Source organism: Pseudomonas sp. AG1028 (assembly GCF_007993955.1).
Lineage (GTDB): Bacteria > Pseudomonadota > Gammaproteobacteria > Pseudomonadales > Pseudomonadaceae > Aquipseudomonas > Aquipseudomonas straminea.
The window spans coordinates 80,011-99,083 of the sequence record NZ_VIVP01000005.1; the positions used below are offsets into that span (position 1 = coordinate 80,011).

The following is a 19,073-nucleotide window of genomic DNA, read 5'->3' on the forward strand; positions in this document are numbered from 1 at the left end:
TGCGTGCCTTCCCATCGCGTCACCCCTGCCCGTTCTCCCTCGCCCGCGGCCCGGCCCGCAGCGAGCGCGGCTGACCTCAGCCACGACACCCCACGCATCCACCCGGCACTGCCCGCCTTGCGCGCAGCGTGCCGCTACCGCCTTGCGCAGGAGAACCCGACATGTCCCATAACAACGCTCCCCAAGAACTCGTCGAAAGCAACAGCGTCGGCCAGGTGGCCGATGCTGATCGTCACGGCCGCGTCCGTGACCTGTTCACCCTCTGGTTCAGCACCAACATCGCACCGCTGCCGATCGTCACCGGCGCCATGGCCGTGCAGGTGTTCCACCTGAGCATCGGCTGGGCGATCTGCGCCATCTTGGTCGGCCACCTGCTCGGCGGTATCGTGCTTGGCCTGGCGTCAGCCCAGGGCCCGCAGATGGGCCTGCCGCAGATGCTGCAGAGCCGCGGCCAGTTCGGTCGCTACGGGGCGCTGCTGGTGGTGGTGATCGCCGCCGTGCTGTACATCGGCTTCTTCATCTCCAACTGCGTGCTGGCCGGCAAATCCATCCACACCGTGGCGCCGGATCTGCCGCTGCCGGCCGCCGTGCTGATCGGCGCCTGCGCCGCGACGCTGATCGGCATCCTGGGCTACAACTTCATCCACACCCTCAACCGCATCGGCACCTGGGTGATGGGCATCGGCCTGCTGGCGGGCTTCATCGCCCTGTTCGCCAACGGCCTGCCGGCGGACTTCGCCAGCCGCGGCGGTTTCAACCTGGCCGGCTGGCTGGCCATGGCCTCGCTGGGCGCCATCTGGCAGATCTCCTTCGCGCCCTACACCTCGGATTACTCGCGCTACCTGCCGCGCAACGTGGGCATCTGGAAGCCCTTCATCGCCACCTACTGCGGCGCCGTGCTGGGCACTTCGCTGTGCTTCATCTTCGGCACCCTGGTGGCGCTGGCGGTGAGTGCCGAGACGGGCACCATGGAAGCGGTGAAGCAGAGCACCGGCGTGTTCGGGCCCGTGCTGATGGTGCTGTTCATCCTCAGCATCATCAGCCACAACGCCCTGAACCTGTACGGCGCGGTGCTGGCGCTGATCACCTCGGTGCAGACCTTCGCCGCCGACTGGGCACCGAGCCGCCAGGCCCGCGTGGCGCTCTCGGCGATCCTGCTGGTGGCCTGCTGCGTGGTCGCGGTGACGGCACCCGCGGACTTCATTGCACGCTTCATGCAGCTGATCCTGGCGATGATGATCGTGCTGGTGCCATGGGCGGTGATCAACCTCGCCGACTTCTACCTGGTGCAGAAGCAGCGCTATCACATCCCCTCGCTGTTCGACGCCACGGGCGGCATCTATGGGCGCTTCAACCCCAACGCGGTCAGCGCCTACGCCATCGGCATCCTGGTGCAACTGCCGTTCGCGGTCACGCCGATCTACACCGGCCCCATCGCCAGCAAACTCGACGGCGCCGACCTGTCGTGGCTGGTGGCGATCATCGTCACCCTGCCGCTGTACCTGCTGCTGTCGAGCCGCGACACGGTGTATCGCCGCAAGCAGATCTCGGCGCTGGCGCGGGCCTAACGGTCATCGGCGAAAAAGCTCCGCGCCCGCCATGCGGGGCTTTCGCTCAATCGCAAAATGAAATGGAGCGACAGCAGCAGGAAGTTTCACGTGGAACGCTGATTTCTATCGGTGACGACCTATCGATAGCGTGGTCTATGCTGGCACGGCAGCTATCAAGCGAACGACCATGGAATTCGGCATCCAGCATTTCTTCGGCTATCTGATTGCAGCGATCCACGTGCTCGGGACGCTTGCCGCGGTGCATGCGATTCTCACCGTACGCACCGCCCAGGGTGCCATCGCCTGGGCACTGTCGCTGTTCTTTATGCCCTACCTGACGCTGCTGCCCTACGTGATTTTCGGGCGCAGCCGCTTCTACGCCTATATCGAAGCGCGCCGAGTGGTCGACAAGCAAATGCACAAGGCAATGGCCTCCCTGGACTGGCGGCCCTGGGTGCAGGAGGCCATCGCTGCCGGCGAGTCCGAAGCTTACGGCCAGTTGCGCGCATTACCGCGCCTCGGGCGCATGCCCTGCCTGGCCGGCAACCAGGTCAGTCTCCTGGTCGACGGCAAGGCGACCTTTGAGGCGATCCTCCAGGCGATTGCCGACGCACATCAGGTGATCCTGATCCAGTTCTTCATCGTTCACGACGACAAACTTGGCCGCCGTTTGCAGGAGGCCCTGCTCGAGCGCGCCGCCGCTGGCGTGCAGGTCTACTTTCTCTATGACGCGGTGGGTAGCCACGCACTGCCGCGCCGCTATATCAAGCGGCTGCGCGACGGCGGCGTGCACATGCACGCCTTCCCCACCGGCGGCGGCGTGCTCAATCGCTTCCAGCTGAATTTCCGCAACCACCGCAAGATCGTGGTGGTCGATGGCGAGCGCGGCTATCTCGGCGGGCACAACGTCGGCGACGAATACCTGGGCGAAAAGCCGCGCCTGTCGCCGTGGCGCGATACCCACGTCGAAGTGCACGGCCCGGCGGTAGCGTGTTTGCAGGAATCCTTCGCCGAGGACTGGTTCTGGGCGACCCGCAAACTGCCACCGCTGCTGCTGCCCGAGCGCTACCCGGACGAAGGCATGCTCTGCCAGGTGATCAGCAGCGGCCCGGCCGATGCCCAGGAAACCTGTTCGCTGTTGTTCGTGGAAATGCTCAATGCCGCCCGCGAGCGCATCTGGCTGACCAGCCCCTACTTCATCCCCGACGAAGCGCTGTTCGCCGCCCTGCGCCTGGCCGTGCTGCGCGGCGTGGACGTGCGCATCCTGCTGCCCTCGCGCCCCGACCACCGCATCGTCTATGCCGCTTCCAATCTGTTCGCCCTGGAAGCCCTGCGCGCCGGCGTGCGGATATTCCGCTACCTGCCGGGCTTCCTGCACCAGAAGGTCGCGCTGATCGATGGCGACATCGGCGTGGTCGGCAGCGCCAACCTGGACAACCGCTCGTTCCGTCTCAACTTCGAAATCACCCTGGTCACCGTCGACAGCGAATTCGCCCGCCAGGTCGAGGCGATGCTGCTGGAAGACTTCAGCCAGTCCCGCGAACTGATTGGCGCCGACCGCCGCGAGGTGCATCGCCTGCAGCAGTTGGGCATGCGCGTGGCACGGCTGATTTCGCCTATTCTCTGAGAGCTGCAACGGCACTCAGTGTCATCAGGAAAGTCATCTGAAAAAGTGAGTTGGCTCACAGGATGGTTCCCCTTACCCGACGAACTGCACGGCAAGCGCGCAACTTTTCTTTTCTCGGTCTATCTCAGCAAACGTCGAGCCAAGCGAAGCGGCTAATTCGCCACGACGCCAGTTTGTCTATCTCATTGCCCCTTTGTCGGCCCACAAGGATGTGCCATGCAGTCACTCGCCAGCGTTCGTCTTACTCTCTCTTCGCTCTTGCTAGCCGCTGTTGCAACGGTGCAAATCGCCAACGCAGCCACCCCCGAAGAAGAGCTATTACGCCAGCGTGAGCGTGATCGTGTGCTGCGCGACCAATTGGAAGCACGACCAGACGTACGTCTCGAGGCCCAACCCCAGGAAGAAGGGCCGGCAAACCTGCCACGCGAGGAAACGCCCTGCTTCCGCATCGATAGAATCGAGCTGGTGGGCGAGCTGGCTGAGCGATTTCAATGGGCCCTGCAGGCGGCCAATCCAGAGGAGGATCCCGCCGCTGGCCGCTGCCTGGGCTCGCAGGGCATCAACCTGACGATGAAGCGCATCCAGAACGCAATCATCGCCAAAGGCTATGTCACCACTCGCGTACTGGCTGGTGCTCAGGATCTCAATAGCGGCGTGCTGACATTGACGCTGCTGCCCGGCCGCATCAGCGACATCCGCTTCGACGAGCAAACCAGCCGCCGCGCCAATGCCTTCAATGCACTGCCAGCCAGTCCCGGCGACCTGCTCAACCTGCGTGACATCGAACAGGCGCTGGAGAACTTCAAGCGCGTTCCGACCGTGGAAGCCGATATCCGTATCGTGCCGGCCGCTGCCAGCAACGCCAGCCCGGGCGAAAGCGATGTGGTGATCGCTTGGCGCCAGCGCTTCCCGGCACGCGTGAGCCTGTCGGTGGACAACGGCGGCAGTAAAAGCACTGGCAAGTATCAGGGCAGCGTAGCGCTGTCGCTGGACAACCCACTGACACTGAACGACCTGTTCTATGCCAGCTTCAACCATGACCTGGGTGGCGGCGAAGATGGCGATCGCGGTTCCAAGGGCCATACGCTGCATTACTCGGTGCCTTATGGCTACTGGCAACTGGCGCTTACCAGCAGCGAATACGACTACCACCAGACCGTTGCGGGTGTGAACGAGAATTTCCTGTATCGCGGCGAAAGCCGCAACAACGAGATGCGTCTCTCGCGCCTGGTTTATCGCGACGCGGTGCGCAAGACCACGCTCTGGGGCAGCCTGTGGACGCGTAGCTCGGACAACTTCATCGACGATGCCGAAATCGAGCAACAGCGTCGGCGCATGGCCGGCTGGCAGGCGGGTATCGGTCATCGCGAGTTCATCGGCCCGGCCACGCTCGACCTGGGTTTGAGCTACCGCCGGGGCACCGGTGCGCACGATGCCCTGAAAGCGATCGAGGAGAACTTCGACGATGGCACCTCACGCTCGAAAATCATCCAGGCCGACGCGCAATGGCAAATCCCTTTCGATGCCTACGACCAGCGCCTGCGCTATATCGGCGCCTGGCGCGCGCAGTGGAATCGCACCAACCTGGTACCGCAGGACCGCTTCAGCATAGGCGGGCGCTACACGGTACGGGGCTTCGACGGTGAAAACATCCTCTCGGCCGACCGTGGCTGGACCCTGAGCAATGAGCTGGGCCTGGCGCTGGGCACCAGCGGGCAAGAACTGTATGCCGGCGTGGACTATGGCGAGGTGGGCGGCAACTCCGCCGACTACCTGATCGGCCGCCGCCTGGCCGGCGCCGTGGTCGGCCTGCGTGGCGGCTATCGGAACCTGTCCTATGACTGGTCATGGGGCACTCCGCTGAAGAAACCGGATGGTTTTGAAACCGCCAATTTCACCAGTGCCTTTACCATCGTCCTGTCGTTCTGAGGATCGCCCATGCGCTTCGATACTTTCGACATCACCGCCCCGGCCGTCTTCGACGAGCCATGGAACGAGGCCAATGTTCTGGGCGCAGCCACCTGGTTGTGGATGAACTCCGAGGCCCACCGCGACGCGCCCCTGCATAGTCTGTCGCGCCTGCTGTTGCCAGCGCTCAAGCATCGCCAATTCGTGCTTGGCAGCGAAAACGGCAAGCCGGTGTTCTACCTGGCCTGGCTGAGTCTGGACGAGGCTACCGAACGGCGTTATCTGAGCCACTCGCCCTTGGAAATGGACGAGGCCGACTGGTGCAGCGGCGAGCGCCTGTGGGTCAACGACTGGGTCGCCCCCTTCGGCCATACCGCCGTACTCAGCCGCCTGCTGCTTAGCCGCGTGTTTCCCAACAGCTGCGCTCGCGCGCTTTACCACCGCGGTGAGACACGTGGCCTGAAGGTCAAGACCTTTCACGGCATCGGCGTGATACCGGAGCAGGCCAAGGCCTGGTTCGCCGCTCATCCAATCGCCACTGAGGCCTGATTCTCCAAACGTTACCTGCGGTCCGGTACCGCAAAGGGAATTGCACATGAACAAGCATCTGCACCGAGTCATCTTCAACAAGGCACGCGGCCTGCTCATGGTGGTGGCCGAAAACGTCAGTAGCCGGGGCAAGGCGCCCGGTACACGTGAAGCGAGCGGCGCCAGTGGCAGCTGCGTGGCTACCCTGGCGCCCCTGCGTTTCGCCCTAATGGGCGCACTGGGTCTGGTCAGCCTCGCGGCCATGCCGGCCTGGGCCAACGGTATCGTCGCCGACCCCAATGCGCCTGGTGGCCAACGGCCGAACGTGATGGAGAGTGCCAACGGCACCCCACAGGTGAACATCGCCACCCCCAGCGCCGCAGGGGTTTCACGCAACAACTACAGTCAGTTCGACGTGGATGGCCGCGGCGCGATCCTCAACAACTCCCCCACCAACAGCCAGACCCAGCTCGGTGGCTGGATCGAGGGCAACCCCAACCTCAGCGGTAGCGCCCGGGTGATCCTCAACGAGGTCAATGCCAGCAACCCAAGCCAGCTGCGCGGCTACGTTGAGGTGGCGGGCGGCCGCGCGGAGGTGGTCATCGCCAACCCTGCCGGGATCACCTGCGATGGCTGCGGCTTCATCAACGCCGACCGTTCCACCCTGACCACTGGCCGCGTGCAGATGGAGGATGGCCGCATCACCGGCTACAAGGTCGAGGGCGGCACCCTGAACATCACCGGTCGGGGCCTGGATAGCCGCGACAGCGACTACACCGACCTGATCGCGCGCAGCGTGGAGGTCAATGCCGGTATCTGGGCCAAGGACCTCAAGGTCACTGCCGGGCGCAACCAAGTCAACGCCGACAACACCCAGGCCAGCGCCCTTGCCGAGGATGGCAGCGACAAGCCAGAGGTGGCCATCGATGTCGCCCAGCTGGGCGGCATGTACGCCGGCAAGATCAAGCTGGTGGGCACCGAGGCGGGGGTCGGCGTGCGTAACGCCGGGCAGATCGGTGCCATGGCTGGCGACGTGGTGATCGGCGCAGACGGCAAGCTGCAGAACCTGGGCGCCATCAGCAGCAGCGGTGATACTCAGGTGGCCAGCAACCAGGCGATCGACAATAGCGGCAGCCTGTACGCCAAGGGCGACATGCGCCTGAGCAGCCAAAGCACTATCGACAACACTGGCGTGGTGGCCGCTCAGGGCAAGACCAGCCTGGAGGCAGACCGTGTGCGTAGCACGGGCGACTCCCTACTGGCCGCAGGCATCGACGCCCAGGGCAACTCCGGCGCCGCCGCCGATCTGCAAATCAAGGCCCGTCAAGTTGCCGCCAACGGCCAGAACCATGCCAGCGGCAAGCTCGAGATCGAGGCCGATGGCCTCGACCTGAGCCACAGTCGCACTCGCTCCGCAGACCTCAGCTTGAAGGCCCGCAATGGCGACATCGACCTGAGCGCCAGCCAGGTCGACATCGCCGGCAGCCTCCAGGCCAGTGCCAGCGGCACCCTGAGCAGCGATGCCGCCAAGGTCAGCGCCGAGCACCTGACGCTGAGCGCCAGGCACCTGTCCAACGTCGGCGGCGAGCTGCTGCAGACCGGCACCACGGCCAGCATGCTGAAGGCCACCGACAGCCTCGACAACAGCGCCGGGCGCATCGCCAGCAACGCCCAGGCGCTCAGCCTCGAAGCGCAGACCCTGAACAACCGGAGCGGCAAGGTCGAGCATGCCGGCAATGGCCGCCTGGAGCTGAACGCGCAACGCGTCGACAGCACGAGCGGCACGCTGCTGAGCAATGGCGAGCTGCATATGACCGCACAGCAGGCGGTACTCGATAACGGCCATACCCAGGGTCGCCAGATACTGGTCGACAGCCGTGAGCTGGATAACCGTAACGGCACCCTCCTCGCCACTGATGGTGGTTTGCTGGAGGTGCGCGGTGCCCAGCGCCTCGACAACAGCGGCGGCAGCATCGCCAGCAACGGGGAGGTCAGGCTGACGGCCCAGGAGCTGCTCAACGACGGCGGCGAGCTGCTCGCCGGGCGCCTGCTCTCGCTCAATACCGCCTACCTGCGCGGCAACGGTCGCGCACTGAGCCTGGGCGATCTGCTGCTGCGCCAGCAGGGCGACATCAGCCTCGCCGGCCAACTGCAGGCCAACGGCAAGCTGGACACCGAGGCCGGCGGTACCCTGAACAACACCGGCCAACTGCAGGCTGGTCAATCCCTGCTGCTACGCAGCGCTGCACTGAACAATGCCAGCGCTGCCGAGCTGAGCGCCAACCAGGTGGATCTGCGCGTCACCGGGCAGTTGCTCAACCGCGGCCTGGTCGATGGCCAGCAGGTACGCGTGCAGGCTGATGAAGTGCACAACCTCGGCACCGGCCAGCTCTACGGCGATCGCCTGGCCATCACCAGCCGCCTGCTGTCCAACCGCGACGAAGGAGACCGCGCTGCCACCCTGGCCGCCCGCGAACGCCTGGACATCGGCGTCCAGACCCTGGAGAACCGCGAACAGGCACTGATCTTCAGCGCTGGCGACCTGGCCATCGGCGGTGCGCTGGATGCGAACGACCGCGCCAGCGGCCGCGCCGACCTGCTGAGCAATGCCAGCGCCACCATCGAGTCACTCGGCCACCTCGACCTGGCCGCGCGCGAGCTGCGCAACACCAACGAGCATTTCAGCACTGCACAGGTGGAGGTCAGCCGCGAGCAACTGCAGGAATACCAGATCAGCGGCTCGCCAAATCGCTACCGTCCCGACCAGGTTTCCGTGCACAACGACGAGGTCGACCACCTCACCACACCCGATGGCCGACGCGACAACTTCAACCGCTATGACTACGAACGGACCGTCACCGAAACCCGTGTGCTCAGCTCAGCCCCCGGTCAGATCCTGGCTGGCGGCAACCTTTCGTTCAGCGGCGACAGCGTGCTCAACGACAAGAGCCGCATCATCGCCGGTGGCTTGCTGCAGGTTGGCGCCACCCAGGTGACCAACGTCGAGGCGGACGGCCAACGCGTTACCAGCGACGCCGGCACCGCCACCAACTTCTACCGCATCCAGCGAAAAGGCCGCGATCGCCAGGGCACCAACGTCACCGCCTATACCCCGGCGCCACTGATCCAGGACATCGACATCTCGCCCACCGAGTTCCGCGGCCAAACGGCAGTAAGCGGCAGCAATACCCAACTGGCTGCCCACCAGAGCGCCCAGGTCGACCCAGGCGTCGAGGTGCTGCTCAACGACGGCCAGGGTATCGCCGACCTGGTACGCAGCGGCGGCCTCAACCTTAATCTGCCGAGCAACAACCTGTTCCAGACCAACCCGGAGGGCACCCGCGGCTACCTGATCGAAACCGACCCGCGCTTCGCCAGCTACCGCCAGTGGTTGTCATCGGACTACATGCTGCAGCGCTTGAGCGTGGATCCGGCCCTGACCCAGCAGCGCCTGGGCGATGGTTTCTACGAGCAGAAGCTGATTCGCGAGCAGATCGCCCAACTCACCGGGCGGCGCTTCCTCGATGGTTATGCCGACGACGAAGCGCAATACCGCGCCTTGATCGACAACGCCGTCACCCTGGCCAGCGAATGGAACCTGGTACCCGGCGTGGCCCTGACCGCCGAACAGATGGCGCAGTTGACCAGCGACGTGGTGTGGCTGGTGGAACGCTCGGTGACCCTGGCCAATGGCGAATCACGCAAGGTCTTGGTACCCCAGGTCTACGTGCGGGTGCGCGACGGCGACCTCAACGGCAACGGTGCGCTGATTGCCGGCCAGCAGCTCAAGCTCGACCTCTCCGGCGACCTGCTCAACAGCGGTAGCATCGGCGGGCGCAGCATCATGGCGATCAATGCGCAGAACATCGACAACCTGGGTGGGCGGATTCAGGCAGACCGCGCGGCACTGATCGCACGTGACGATCTTAATAACACCGGCGGCGTTATCGGAGCGCGTGAAAGCTTGCTGGTTCGGGCCGGTAACGACGTCAACCTGAACGCCGTGACCCAGGACAGCAGTAGCGAGCAAGGCGCCCGTACCAGCCTCTCGCGTGTCGCTGGGCTGTTTGTCACTGGTGACGCTGGCACCCTGCAGGTGAGCGCTGGCAATGATATCAACCTGAACGCTGCACAGTTGCTCAACGCCGGCCAGGACGGAGTCACCCGGCTGGAGGCTGGGCGCGATATCAGCCTGGGCACCGCCAACCAAAGCCACCAGCAAACGGTTCGCTGGAACGACAGCAACTGGCGCGACGAATCCAGCCAAACGGAGGTGGGCAGCACGATACAAGGCACTGGCAACCTGCTCCTGAGCGCCGGCCAGGATATCAATGCCCGAGGTGCCACTGTGCGCAGCGAACAGGGCATGCTGCTGGCCGAAGCAGGTCGCGACATCCGTATCGACGCGTCCGAGCAACAGCAGTTCGCCGACGAGGCACATCGCTTCAAAGGGCGCAGCGGCATGTTCTCCAGCAAGACCACGACCCTGCGCGACACGGTTGATCGCACTCAGGCGCAAGGCAGCACATTTAGCGCCGATCAGCTCTACCTCAATGCCGACCGTGACATCGGCGTACGTGGCAGCGACCTGGTTTCCAGCCGCCAGACTCAGTTGCAGGCCGGGCGCGACGTCGACCTGGCAGCAGCCAGTGAATACAACCAGGAACGCCATGATCAGTCGGTGAAGAAGAGTGGGCTGTTCAGTGGCGGCGGCCTGTCGCTGACCATCGGTACCCAACGGCAGAGCGTCAGCGACCGCAGCGACGGCCAGAGCACCCGGGCCAGCACGCTCGGCAGTACGGCTGGCAATGTGATTGTCGAGGCTGGCAACAGCTATCGTCAGTCCGGTAGCCACGTGATGACGCCAACCGGCGACGTCAACGTACTGGCCGAACAGATCGCGATCACAGAGGCTCGGGAGATCGGTCGCCAGGAGCAGGAAACCAAGTTCAAGCAGAGCGGTTTGACGGTTGGCCTGAACGTGCCGGTGATCAACGCGCTGCAGTCGACCCATCGCTTGGTCAAGGCCACCTCGGAGGTACAGGATGACCGTATGAAAGCCCTTGGCGGTGCCATGGCGGCGCTCACCGCCTACAATACCGGCTCGGGTATTTCAGCCGCAGTCAAAGAGGGCGACCCGAGCAAGGCCGGCGGTTTCGGCATCAACATCTCCATCGGCAGTAGCAGCAGTCAGAGCAACACCACCTACACCGCTGACAGTGCGGCAGGCTCCAGCATCAAGGCCGGTGGTGACGTCACCCTGGTGGCTACCGGTGCGAGCGAGGACAGCAACATCCTGGTGCGCGGCAGCGAAATCGCTGCCGGCCGAGATGCCACGCTGATCGCCGATAATCGCATCGACCTCATCGCCGCACAGAATCAGCTGACCCAGCACAGCACCGAGAGCAGCCGCTCGGCCAGCCTCGGCGTGGGCCTGAACTTCGGCGGCCAGCAGAACGGCCTGAGCTTCAATGCCTCGGTATCACGGGGCCGTGGTCAGGCAGATGGCGAGGATCTGACCCACACCAATAGTTTGGTCAGCGCTGGAGATACGGCTCTGCTGATCAGTGGCGGCGACACCAGCATTCGAGGCGCCCAGGTCGACGGTAAGAGTGTCAAAGCCCAAGTGGGCGGTGATCTGCTGGTCGAGAGCCTGCAGGATACCAGCACCTATGCAAGCCAGCAGAAGAACACAGGAGCGGGCCTTAGCCTGTGCATCCCGCCATTCTGTGTCGGTACCCCCGTAAGCGGTAATCTGAGCCTGGCCAAATCCAAAGCCAATGGCGATTACGCCAGCGTGGTCGAACAGAGCGGCATCCGTACTGGCGATGGCGGCTTCGAGCTTGCAGTACAAGGCAATACCGACCTCAGGGGCGCAGTCATCGCCAGCACCCAAGCCGCTATTGATGCCGATGCCAATCGCCTGACGACAGGCACACTGACCACCAGCGACCTGGACAACCGTGCCAGCGCCAGCGCCCGCAGCAGCGGCGTCGACCTCAGCAGCGACATGCTCACCCAAGGCAAATATGGCTTGAGCAAAGCGGTCATCGGCACAGCACTGAACAAGGGCGACGCTCGTGAAAGCGACAGCGGACGCACGCTCGCGGCAGTCAGTGGGGGCGCAATCGAGATTCGCGACGAACAGGGGCAGCTCGACAAGACCGGGAAGAGCACCGAAGAGACCATCGCCACCCTCAACCGTGACGTCGCGGGTAGCCACATTGGTGTAGAGCGCCTCGATCCCAAGGAGCTGGAAAAGCAGGCCGAGGCCGAACGCATCATCAAAAATGCCGTGGCAGTGGAAGCCTTCAAGTTCAGCGACGACGCCTACCGCACCATGTTCGTCAAGGAACACCCGATGTACGAGGTGATGCTGAATGAAGACGGCAGCGTCAAGATGGAGAATGAAAAGCCCGTACTACGCCTGCTTAGCAATGAGGAGAAACTCGCGCTCAAAGCTGGTCCGGACGGACGGATTCGCATTGGTGTCAACGGCATCTTCAATGACGAGAATGCCGCCGCCGGCTACGCAGCTCAACATAATGAGGGTCGTGCCGCACCGCTCTATATCGTGTCCTTCCCCCAAGCCTCTAATGCTGTGGCCGAGCTGATGGTGGCAGGCTATCAAAAACACCTGGAGAACGAGTTCTGGGGCCTGAGCAGATCCACCGCGGAGATTACGGATTTGCTCAGGCACTATGGCACGCAAGGCTTGGAGCTGGACGCCCACAGCCGTGGTTCGATGACAGTCGGAAACGCATTGGAAGCTCTCAAGAATGGCAATGCCGCGGCGGGCACATTGAGCGAGACATACTTGAAGTTCTTCGGGCCTGCTTACAACGCTGAAAAAGCTGCCAGCCTGCTCTACCAGCTCAGTGGCGGTGCTCAGGACACTGTCAGCCTGCAGAACCATCGCGACGACTTTGTCGGCTCAATCATTGGTGGAAACCCAGCCACGCATGACCAAGTCGGCGCTGGCAGCACCAAGGTCAAGGAATGGCTCAACATGTTCGGCGGCACGGCTACCGTACACAACTGCTACGGAGCCTCGTCGACCCGCAACGGCTGCGGTGCCTATGGCACACCGAATACGTTGGACATTAAGGCCAAAACACGACCATAAGATAGTAGATGCTGCTCGCCGTATACGGCGAGCAGCATCCCAGAACTATCGCTACCGACTAAAGAACTACGTTTCGCCATGGATAAAAGGTATCCATCCACAAAACCAATATGACCATCCTCAGCGAGAGGCTCGTTATGCGACTTCTATTTGCAGGCCTATTCTGCGCCCTCAGCCTGACAGCCTGCGGCAGTACTCTACCTTTCCAACCTGTACCGGACTCTTATCTGCTCTGGGCAAAGCCGGGCGCCTCCCAACTCGAGGTGAAGAAAGCCCTGCTGGAGTGCGGCATGGCCAGCCCCAGCTCACCGGCACGACCACCGCTGGATCCGCGCACACCCGATCAATTAGCAGCAGCAGAGAATTGCATGCAGGCAGCAGGCTTCAAGGCCCCCCAGCCAAGCCATCGTATGTGCGCAGCACAACCTCATCTGGCTACTTGCCAAGCCGATGCGGCTCCCTCCTCGCGAAGCGTCGAGCGGCGCCTGAGTAGTAATTATTGCCAGGCCAAGAAGGACGTTGAGTTCTGCCGCCGCACGGCAAGTAACCCCTCTGCATGCGAAGAAGGCCCGGTGGTCCCTGAATGCCTGCCTTGAACCTAGAAGTAGTTACTGAGAAATCCCAGTTCGTCTAACCGACGAGCACGCAACTGGTACGTCCTCTTCCATAGCAACAGCCCTGCCCTAAAGAGAGCTGCCAACACATGCGCAATAAAAATAAATCGTCTTCTTTTTGAAGATCCTCTCGCGGGGCACGAGTCTGGGTTTAACGCCAATAAAAGCAACGTTCAGCCTCAGAAATGGCTGCAAGGGACAACCAAGGAGCAGGTTGCGATGTATCCCTTCAAACGCATAGTGGCATCCTTCACCCTCTGCCCGGCGCTGGTGGGCGTGTTCACATTTGGGTATTTCTGCACGCTTGAGCTGATGGCCCGAACCACCAGCATGAGCGTCTTGGAAACCGTGATAGGTACGTTCTGGTTCGGCATTCTGTCGGCCGTGACGAGTCTGGTTTTCTATGGCATCCCAGCGTTCGGCCTGGCAATGTTTTACGCATACTTCCAGCTTCGTCGGTGTGTTCTGCACATGCTGATCGTTTGCCTGGCTGGAGGTACGGGCGCACTCGTGTGGGGTGAGGTGCTGCCGATGGAAACTCATCATGTCGGCAACTTCTGCCTGGGCGCAGTGACGTCGTTGCTGATGGCCCTCTATGCGCTGCCGAGACAGAAGCCAGGCAGCTTAGGACCTTATGACCGTGCCCCTGCGAACCGTCTTTCTGATCGTGCTAGCTAGCGCTCTGACCGCCTGCTGGGGGCGGCAGCCCTTCCAGCCGCCGCTCGCTTCGTTCCAGGTCTGGTACAAGCCAGGCGCTTCGCCCCTGCAGATAAAGAAAGCCTTGCTGGAGTGCGGCAAGCCACATCCGCAAGGCGAGTCATCACCGCCCAAACCTATGCGCACCGCCAATGAGCAGGCCGAAACGGAAAACTGCTTACTGGCGGCGGGCTATCGCAAGCCCAATGAGTACTCCAGCTGGTGTAATTTGCAGCCGGAGCTCCCAGCCTGCCAACCCGGCGCCTCAGTACCGACACTCAGCGCAGAGCGTCGACTTAACAGCGACTACTGCCGAGCCAGACGGGATTTGGAATTTTGCCGCCGCACGGTCAGCAATCCTTCCGCCTGCACGCCTGGCCCGGTCGAGCCGGAATGCCTGCCGTGAACCCAGGATCGTGCCCAGGCTCTGAGTAGGCGCCCGGCACCAGTAACGCGCCAGGGAAACCATCCAATCCACCTCGCGGTTCGATTCCGCTAGGCACGCCCTTCAAATCCCGATCAATTCGATCAAAAAAAATTTACTCAAAACGAACGATTCGCTCAAATAAACGCGGAGAGAGCTGAGCTCATCCAGAAATATTTGATCGATTCAATCATAGATGCTATTCATAATGACCAAAAAAATCATAAACAGGATAAGCCATGAAATTCCACGGTATCGTCCCTGCCCTCGTCACGCCGTTCAATGCGGCCCAGGAGGTCGATGAACCGGCGCTTGCCGCGCTTATCGAGAGCCTCGTCTCTTCCGGCGTGCACGGCTTGTTCGTGCTGGGCACCAATGGCGAGTTCTTCGCGCTCTCCGACGCCGAGAAAGTGCGCATCGCCAAACTGACCGTCGAGCTCGCCGCCGGCCGCGTGCCGGTGATCGCCGGCACCGGCGCCTTCGCCACCCGCGATGTGATCGAACTGAACAAGAAGATGAGCGATGTGGGCGTTCAGGCCCTGTCGGTCATCACGCCGTTCTTCAATGCCGTCAGCCAGAGCGAACTGATCAATCACTACCAGCGTATCGGCGACGCCTCCGACCTGCCGATCATGCTCTACAACATCCCCGCCAAGACCGGTATGTCGATCGGCATCGGCGCGGTTGCAGCGCTTTCCCAGCACCCGCAGATCAAGGGCATCAAGGACAGCGCCGGCAACTTCGACGCCCTGGTACAGATGATGCGCTACCGCAGTGACGACTTCGCGGTGTTCGCCGGCACCGACTCGCTCATCTACTGGAACCTGCTGGCTGGCGGTGACGGCGCGGTGGCGGCCACTGCCAACGCCGTGCCCCATGTGGTGATGGAGATCTGGAATCAGTTCCAGGCCGGCAACCACGAAGCCGCCCGCGCCGCCCAGGAAGCCCTGCGCCCGCTGCGCGACGCCTTTGCCCTGGGCACCATGCCGTCCGTGCTGAAGAAGGCCACCGACCTGCTCAACGTGCCGGTCGGCCCCTGCCGCGCCCCCGTTGCCGCCCTCGATGAACAGACCGTGCACAAGCTCGAAGGCTTGCTGGCCGTCTACCAACGCTGAGCCGGAGGACCACCATGTATCACTTCCAGACCGTCAAACACGTCGTTCACGGCCCCGACAGCCTCAATAGCCTGGGCGACAAACTGGCGCTGCTCGACAAACCACTGCAGCGCGTGGTGCTGGTCACCCAGAACGCCATGCATCAGTTGGGCGTCACCGAGCGCGTGGTCGCTCAGCTGCAGGCCAAGTCCATCGCCGTCACCGTGGTCGATGACGTCGAGATAGAGCCGACCCTGGAGAATATCGAAGGCGTATTCCGCCGCGCCGTGGCCCCTGCCGCGCCAGATGCGCTGATCGCCATCGGCGGCGGCAGCGTGCTGGACGCCGCCAAGCTGTTCGCCGTGTTGCTCACCAACGACATGCCGCTGCGCGGCATGCTTGGCATCGACAAGGTACCCAATACCGGCGCGCCCATGGTGCTGGTGCCGACCACCTCGGGCACCGGCTCGGAGGTCACCCCCAACGCCATCGTCACCCTGCCGGACGAGGAACTGAAGATCGGTGTGGTCAGCCGCCACCTGCTGCCGACCCTAGTGATCCTCGACGCCACCCTGACCCTTGGCCTGCCCAAGCCGATCACTGCCGCCACCGGTATGGACGCCTTCACCCACTCGCTGGAGTCGTTCATTTCCACCAAGGCCAACCCGATCAGCGACACCTTCGCTCTGGAGTCGATGCGACTGATCGCCGGCAGCATCGTCGAGGCCTATCAGCAGCCCGGCTCGGTGCAGGCGCGCAGTGACATGCTGCTCGGCTCGATGTACGGCGGCCTGGCGCTGACTGCCGCCGGCACTGCCGCCGTGCACGCCCTGGCCTACCCGCTGGGCGGCAAGTTCCACGTCACCCACGGGGTGGCCAACGCCATGCTGCTGCCCCACGTGATGGCCTTCAACATGGATGCCTGCGCGCCACGCCTCAAGCGCGCTGCCTGCGTCTGCGGCCTGGCGCGAGAAACGGACAGTGACGAAGTGGCCGCACGCAAACTGATCGAGCAGATCAGCGCCTGGACCGCCACCCTGGAGATTCCCCAGAACCTGCGTGACTTCGGCGTGGCCGAGGAGCACCTGGCGGACATGGCCGTGGCGGCCTCCAAGGTCACCCGCCTGATGGTCAACAATCCCAAAGCACTAAGCCTGGACGACATCCAGCAGCTGTACCGGCGCCTGCTGCCATGAAACGCCCGCTGCTGGTGATCGCCGACGACCTGTCCGGCGCCGCCGATTGTGCGGCCGGCTTCGCGCGCCACGTGGCTACCGAGGTGCTGCTGGACCCGCGGGCCGAGCACCGCGCCCAGCCGGTGACCGCCATCGATCTGGACACCCGTCGCCTGCCGCCGGACCAGGCCGCGCAGCGCCATCGCGCCCTGCTGGAAACCCGCACCTTCACCGGCCACGGGCTGTACAAGAAGGTCGACTCGACCCTGCGTGGCAATCTGCTCAGCGAAGTCTCAGCACTGCTGGGCAAGGGCATGGCGCTGGTCGCCCCCGCCTTTCCGGCCATGGGCCGTACTACCTTGGGCGGGGTGCAGTACGTCGATGGCGTGGCCGTCGATCAGAGCGATGTCTGGCGCAACGAAGGCCTGAGCGGCACGAGCGATCTGCTCAAACTGTTCGGCAACGAGGGCCTGCGCTGCGCCGCGCTCGACCTCGAACAAGTACGCGGCGCCGAGCTGGCTGGATCGCTGGCCCGCCATCTGCGGGCTGGTACCCAGGTGCTGGTCTGCGACGCAGAACGCGATGCCGACCTGCAGGCGCTGGCCCAGGCCTCGGTCGAGCACGCCGATCAACTGTTCTGGGTCGGCTCGGCCGGCCTCGCCCAGCAATTGCCCGCCGCTCTGGGGCTCGCACCGCGCATCGCGCCGGCGCTGCCCGAGGCCGCAAAGCCGGTGCTCACCGTGGTCGGCAGCATGTCGCGGCATTCCCAGGCTCAGGCCGCGCTGCTCGCCGAGCGCAGCGGCCAGCAGTGGCAGCGCATCGAACCACAGCTGCTGCTGGCAACTGATGCAGCCGATCAGCGCGACGCGTTGAGCGCTCGCTTGGCCGCGCAGATGGCGAGCGGCAAGGATCTGCTGATCAGCCTCGAACAGCGCGACCGCGACCCAGCTCAAGCGACGTTGCTGGGCGCGCCCCTGGCGCAGTTGCTGCTGCCGGCCATCGCCAAGGCCGGCGCACTTATCGCCACCGGCGGCGAAACCGCCCGCGCCCTCCTTGCCGCTGCCGCCATCGACAGCCTGCAACTGCACGGCGAGCTGGCCCCCGGCGTGGTGCTGTCCAGCGCCCGCAGGCAGGGCCGCGAGCTGGCCATCGTCACCAAGGCCGGTGGCTTCGGCCAGCCGAACACCCTTTACCAGGCCTGGGCTCGCCTGCACGGCGCCAGCCATTCCCAGCCCCTCTCCGAGAAGGAAGCCCACCATGTCTGAACGCCCCGTAATCGGCATCACCCTGGGTGATGCTGCCGGCGTCGGCCCGGAAATCATCATGAAGTCCCTGGCCCATGACAGCGTCTACGCCATGTGCCGACCGCTGGTCATCGGCGACGCCCGGCGACTGGCCGATGCCAACCGCATCGTCGGCGGCAGCCTGCAGGTCAACGCCATCGAACACCCGCGCCAGGCCCGCTTCCAGCCGGGCGTGGTGGACTGCATCGACCTCGACCTGATTCCCGACGACCTGCCCTACGGCCAGCTCTCGGCGATCGCCGGCGACGCTGCCTTCCGTTACATCGAACGCACCGTGCAGCTCACCGAAGCCGGTGAACTGGACGCCATCTGCACCGCGCCGCTGAACAAGGAAGCCCTGCACGCCGGTGGGCATATCTTCCCCGGCCACACCGAGATGCTGGCGCACCTGACCGGCATCGAGGAAGTGTCGATGATGTTGATGACGCCGACCCTGCGCGTCATCCATGTCACCACCCACATCGGCATCATCGACGCCATCGCGCGCATCGAGCCGGGCCTGGTACGCCGCACCATCGAGCGCGCCCACGAGACCCTGGTGCGCGCCGGTATCGACAACCCGCTGATCGCGGTGTGCGGCATCAACCCCCACGCCGGCGAAAACGGCCTGTTCGGCTACGGCGAGGAAGCCACCAAGATCCAGCCGGCCATCGACGAGTTGCGCGCCCGCGGCTGGCGCGTGGAAGGCCCGCTGCCGGCCGACACCCTGTTCTTCCGCGCCGGCCGTGGCGATTTCGACGCGGTAGTCGCCATGTACCACGACCAGGGCCATGGCCCGGTGAAGGTCATGGGCCTGGAGGCCGGGGTCAACGTCACCATCGGCCTGCCAGTGATCCGCACCTCGGTCGATCACGGCACCGCTTTCGACATCGCCGGCAAGGGCATCGCCGACGAACGCAGCCTCATCGAAGCGCTTCGCCAGGCCGTGGAACTGGCCACCCGCAAACGCAGGCAGCCGACTCCCGCACACGCCTGAGTCACCCCGAACTTCCTCACGCAAGCCCTAGACAAGAACAATCGGAGCGAA

At 63.9% G+C, this 19,073-nt stretch carries 10 protein-coding genes; all 10 read left to right on the forward strand.

Features of this window, described 5'->3' with window-relative positions:
- Positions 1-161 precede the first annotated feature (161 nt).
- The gene (locus FB481_RS09385) at positions 162-1,568 is read left to right on the forward strand and encodes a cytosine permease (protein WP_147176167.1); all 1,407 of its coding nucleotides are present in this window, start codon (positions 162-164) and stop codon (positions 1,566-1,568) included.
- A 169-nt stretch (positions 1,569-1,737) separates the two neighbouring features.
- Entirely contained in the window at positions 1,738-3,177 is a 1,440-nt protein-coding gene (gene cls, locus FB481_RS09390; protein ID WP_147176168.1) for a cardiolipin synthase, read from the forward strand.
- A 216-nt stretch (positions 3,178-3,393) separates the two neighbouring features.
- Entirely contained in the window at positions 3,394-5,106 is a 1,713-nt protein-coding gene (locus tag FB481_RS09395) for a ShlB/FhaC/HecB family hemolysin secretion/activation protein (RefSeq protein ID WP_147176169.1), read from the forward strand.
- Positions 5,107-5,115: 9 nt separating this feature from the next.
- Complete coding sequence (locus FB481_RS09400) at positions 5,116-5,634, forward strand: toxin-activating lysine-acyltransferase (RefSeq protein ID WP_147176170.1); 519 nt, start codon at positions 5,116-5,118, stop codon at positions 5,632-5,634.
- 46 nt (positions 5,635-5,680) lie between these two features.
- Complete coding sequence (locus tag FB481_RS09405) at positions 5,681-12,739, forward strand: hemagglutinin repeat-containing protein (RefSeq protein WP_147176171.1); 7,059 nt, start codon at positions 5,681-5,683, stop codon at positions 12,737-12,739.
- 833 nt (positions 12,740-13,572) lie between these two features.
- Entirely contained in the window at positions 13,573-14,031 is a 459-nt protein-coding gene (locus FB481_RS09410) for a hypothetical protein (RefSeq protein ID WP_147176172.1), read from the forward strand.
- Between the two features lie 681 nt (positions 14,032-14,712).
- On the forward strand, positions 14,713-15,588 hold the full coding sequence (gene dapA / locus FB481_RS09415; protein WP_147176173.1) for a 4-hydroxy-tetrahydrodipicolinate synthase: 876 nt from the start codon (positions 14,713-14,715) through the stop codon (positions 15,586-15,588).
- A 14-nt stretch (positions 15,589-15,602) separates the two neighbouring features.
- On the forward strand, positions 15,603-16,763 hold the full coding sequence (locus FB481_RS09420; protein ID WP_147176174.1) for an iron-containing alcohol dehydrogenase: 1,161 nt from the start codon (positions 15,603-15,605) through the stop codon (positions 16,761-16,763).
- Complete coding sequence (locus FB481_RS09425; protein WP_147176175.1) at positions 16,760-18,007, forward strand: four-carbon acid sugar kinase family protein; 1,248 nt, start codon at positions 16,760-16,762, stop codon at positions 18,005-18,007. The genes FB481_RS09420 and FB481_RS09425 overlap by 4 nt, the downstream gene beginning before the upstream one ends.
- Positions 18,000-19,022: a 4-hydroxythreonine-4-phosphate dehydrogenase PdxA gene (gene pdxA, locus FB481_RS09430; RefSeq protein ID WP_147176176.1), complete on the forward strand. Its 1,023-nt coding sequence runs from the start codon at positions 18,000-18,002 to the stop codon at positions 19,020-19,022. Before FB481_RS09425 ends, pdxA begins: the two co-directional genes overlap by 8 nt.
- Positions 19,023-19,073 lie beyond the last annotated feature (51 nt).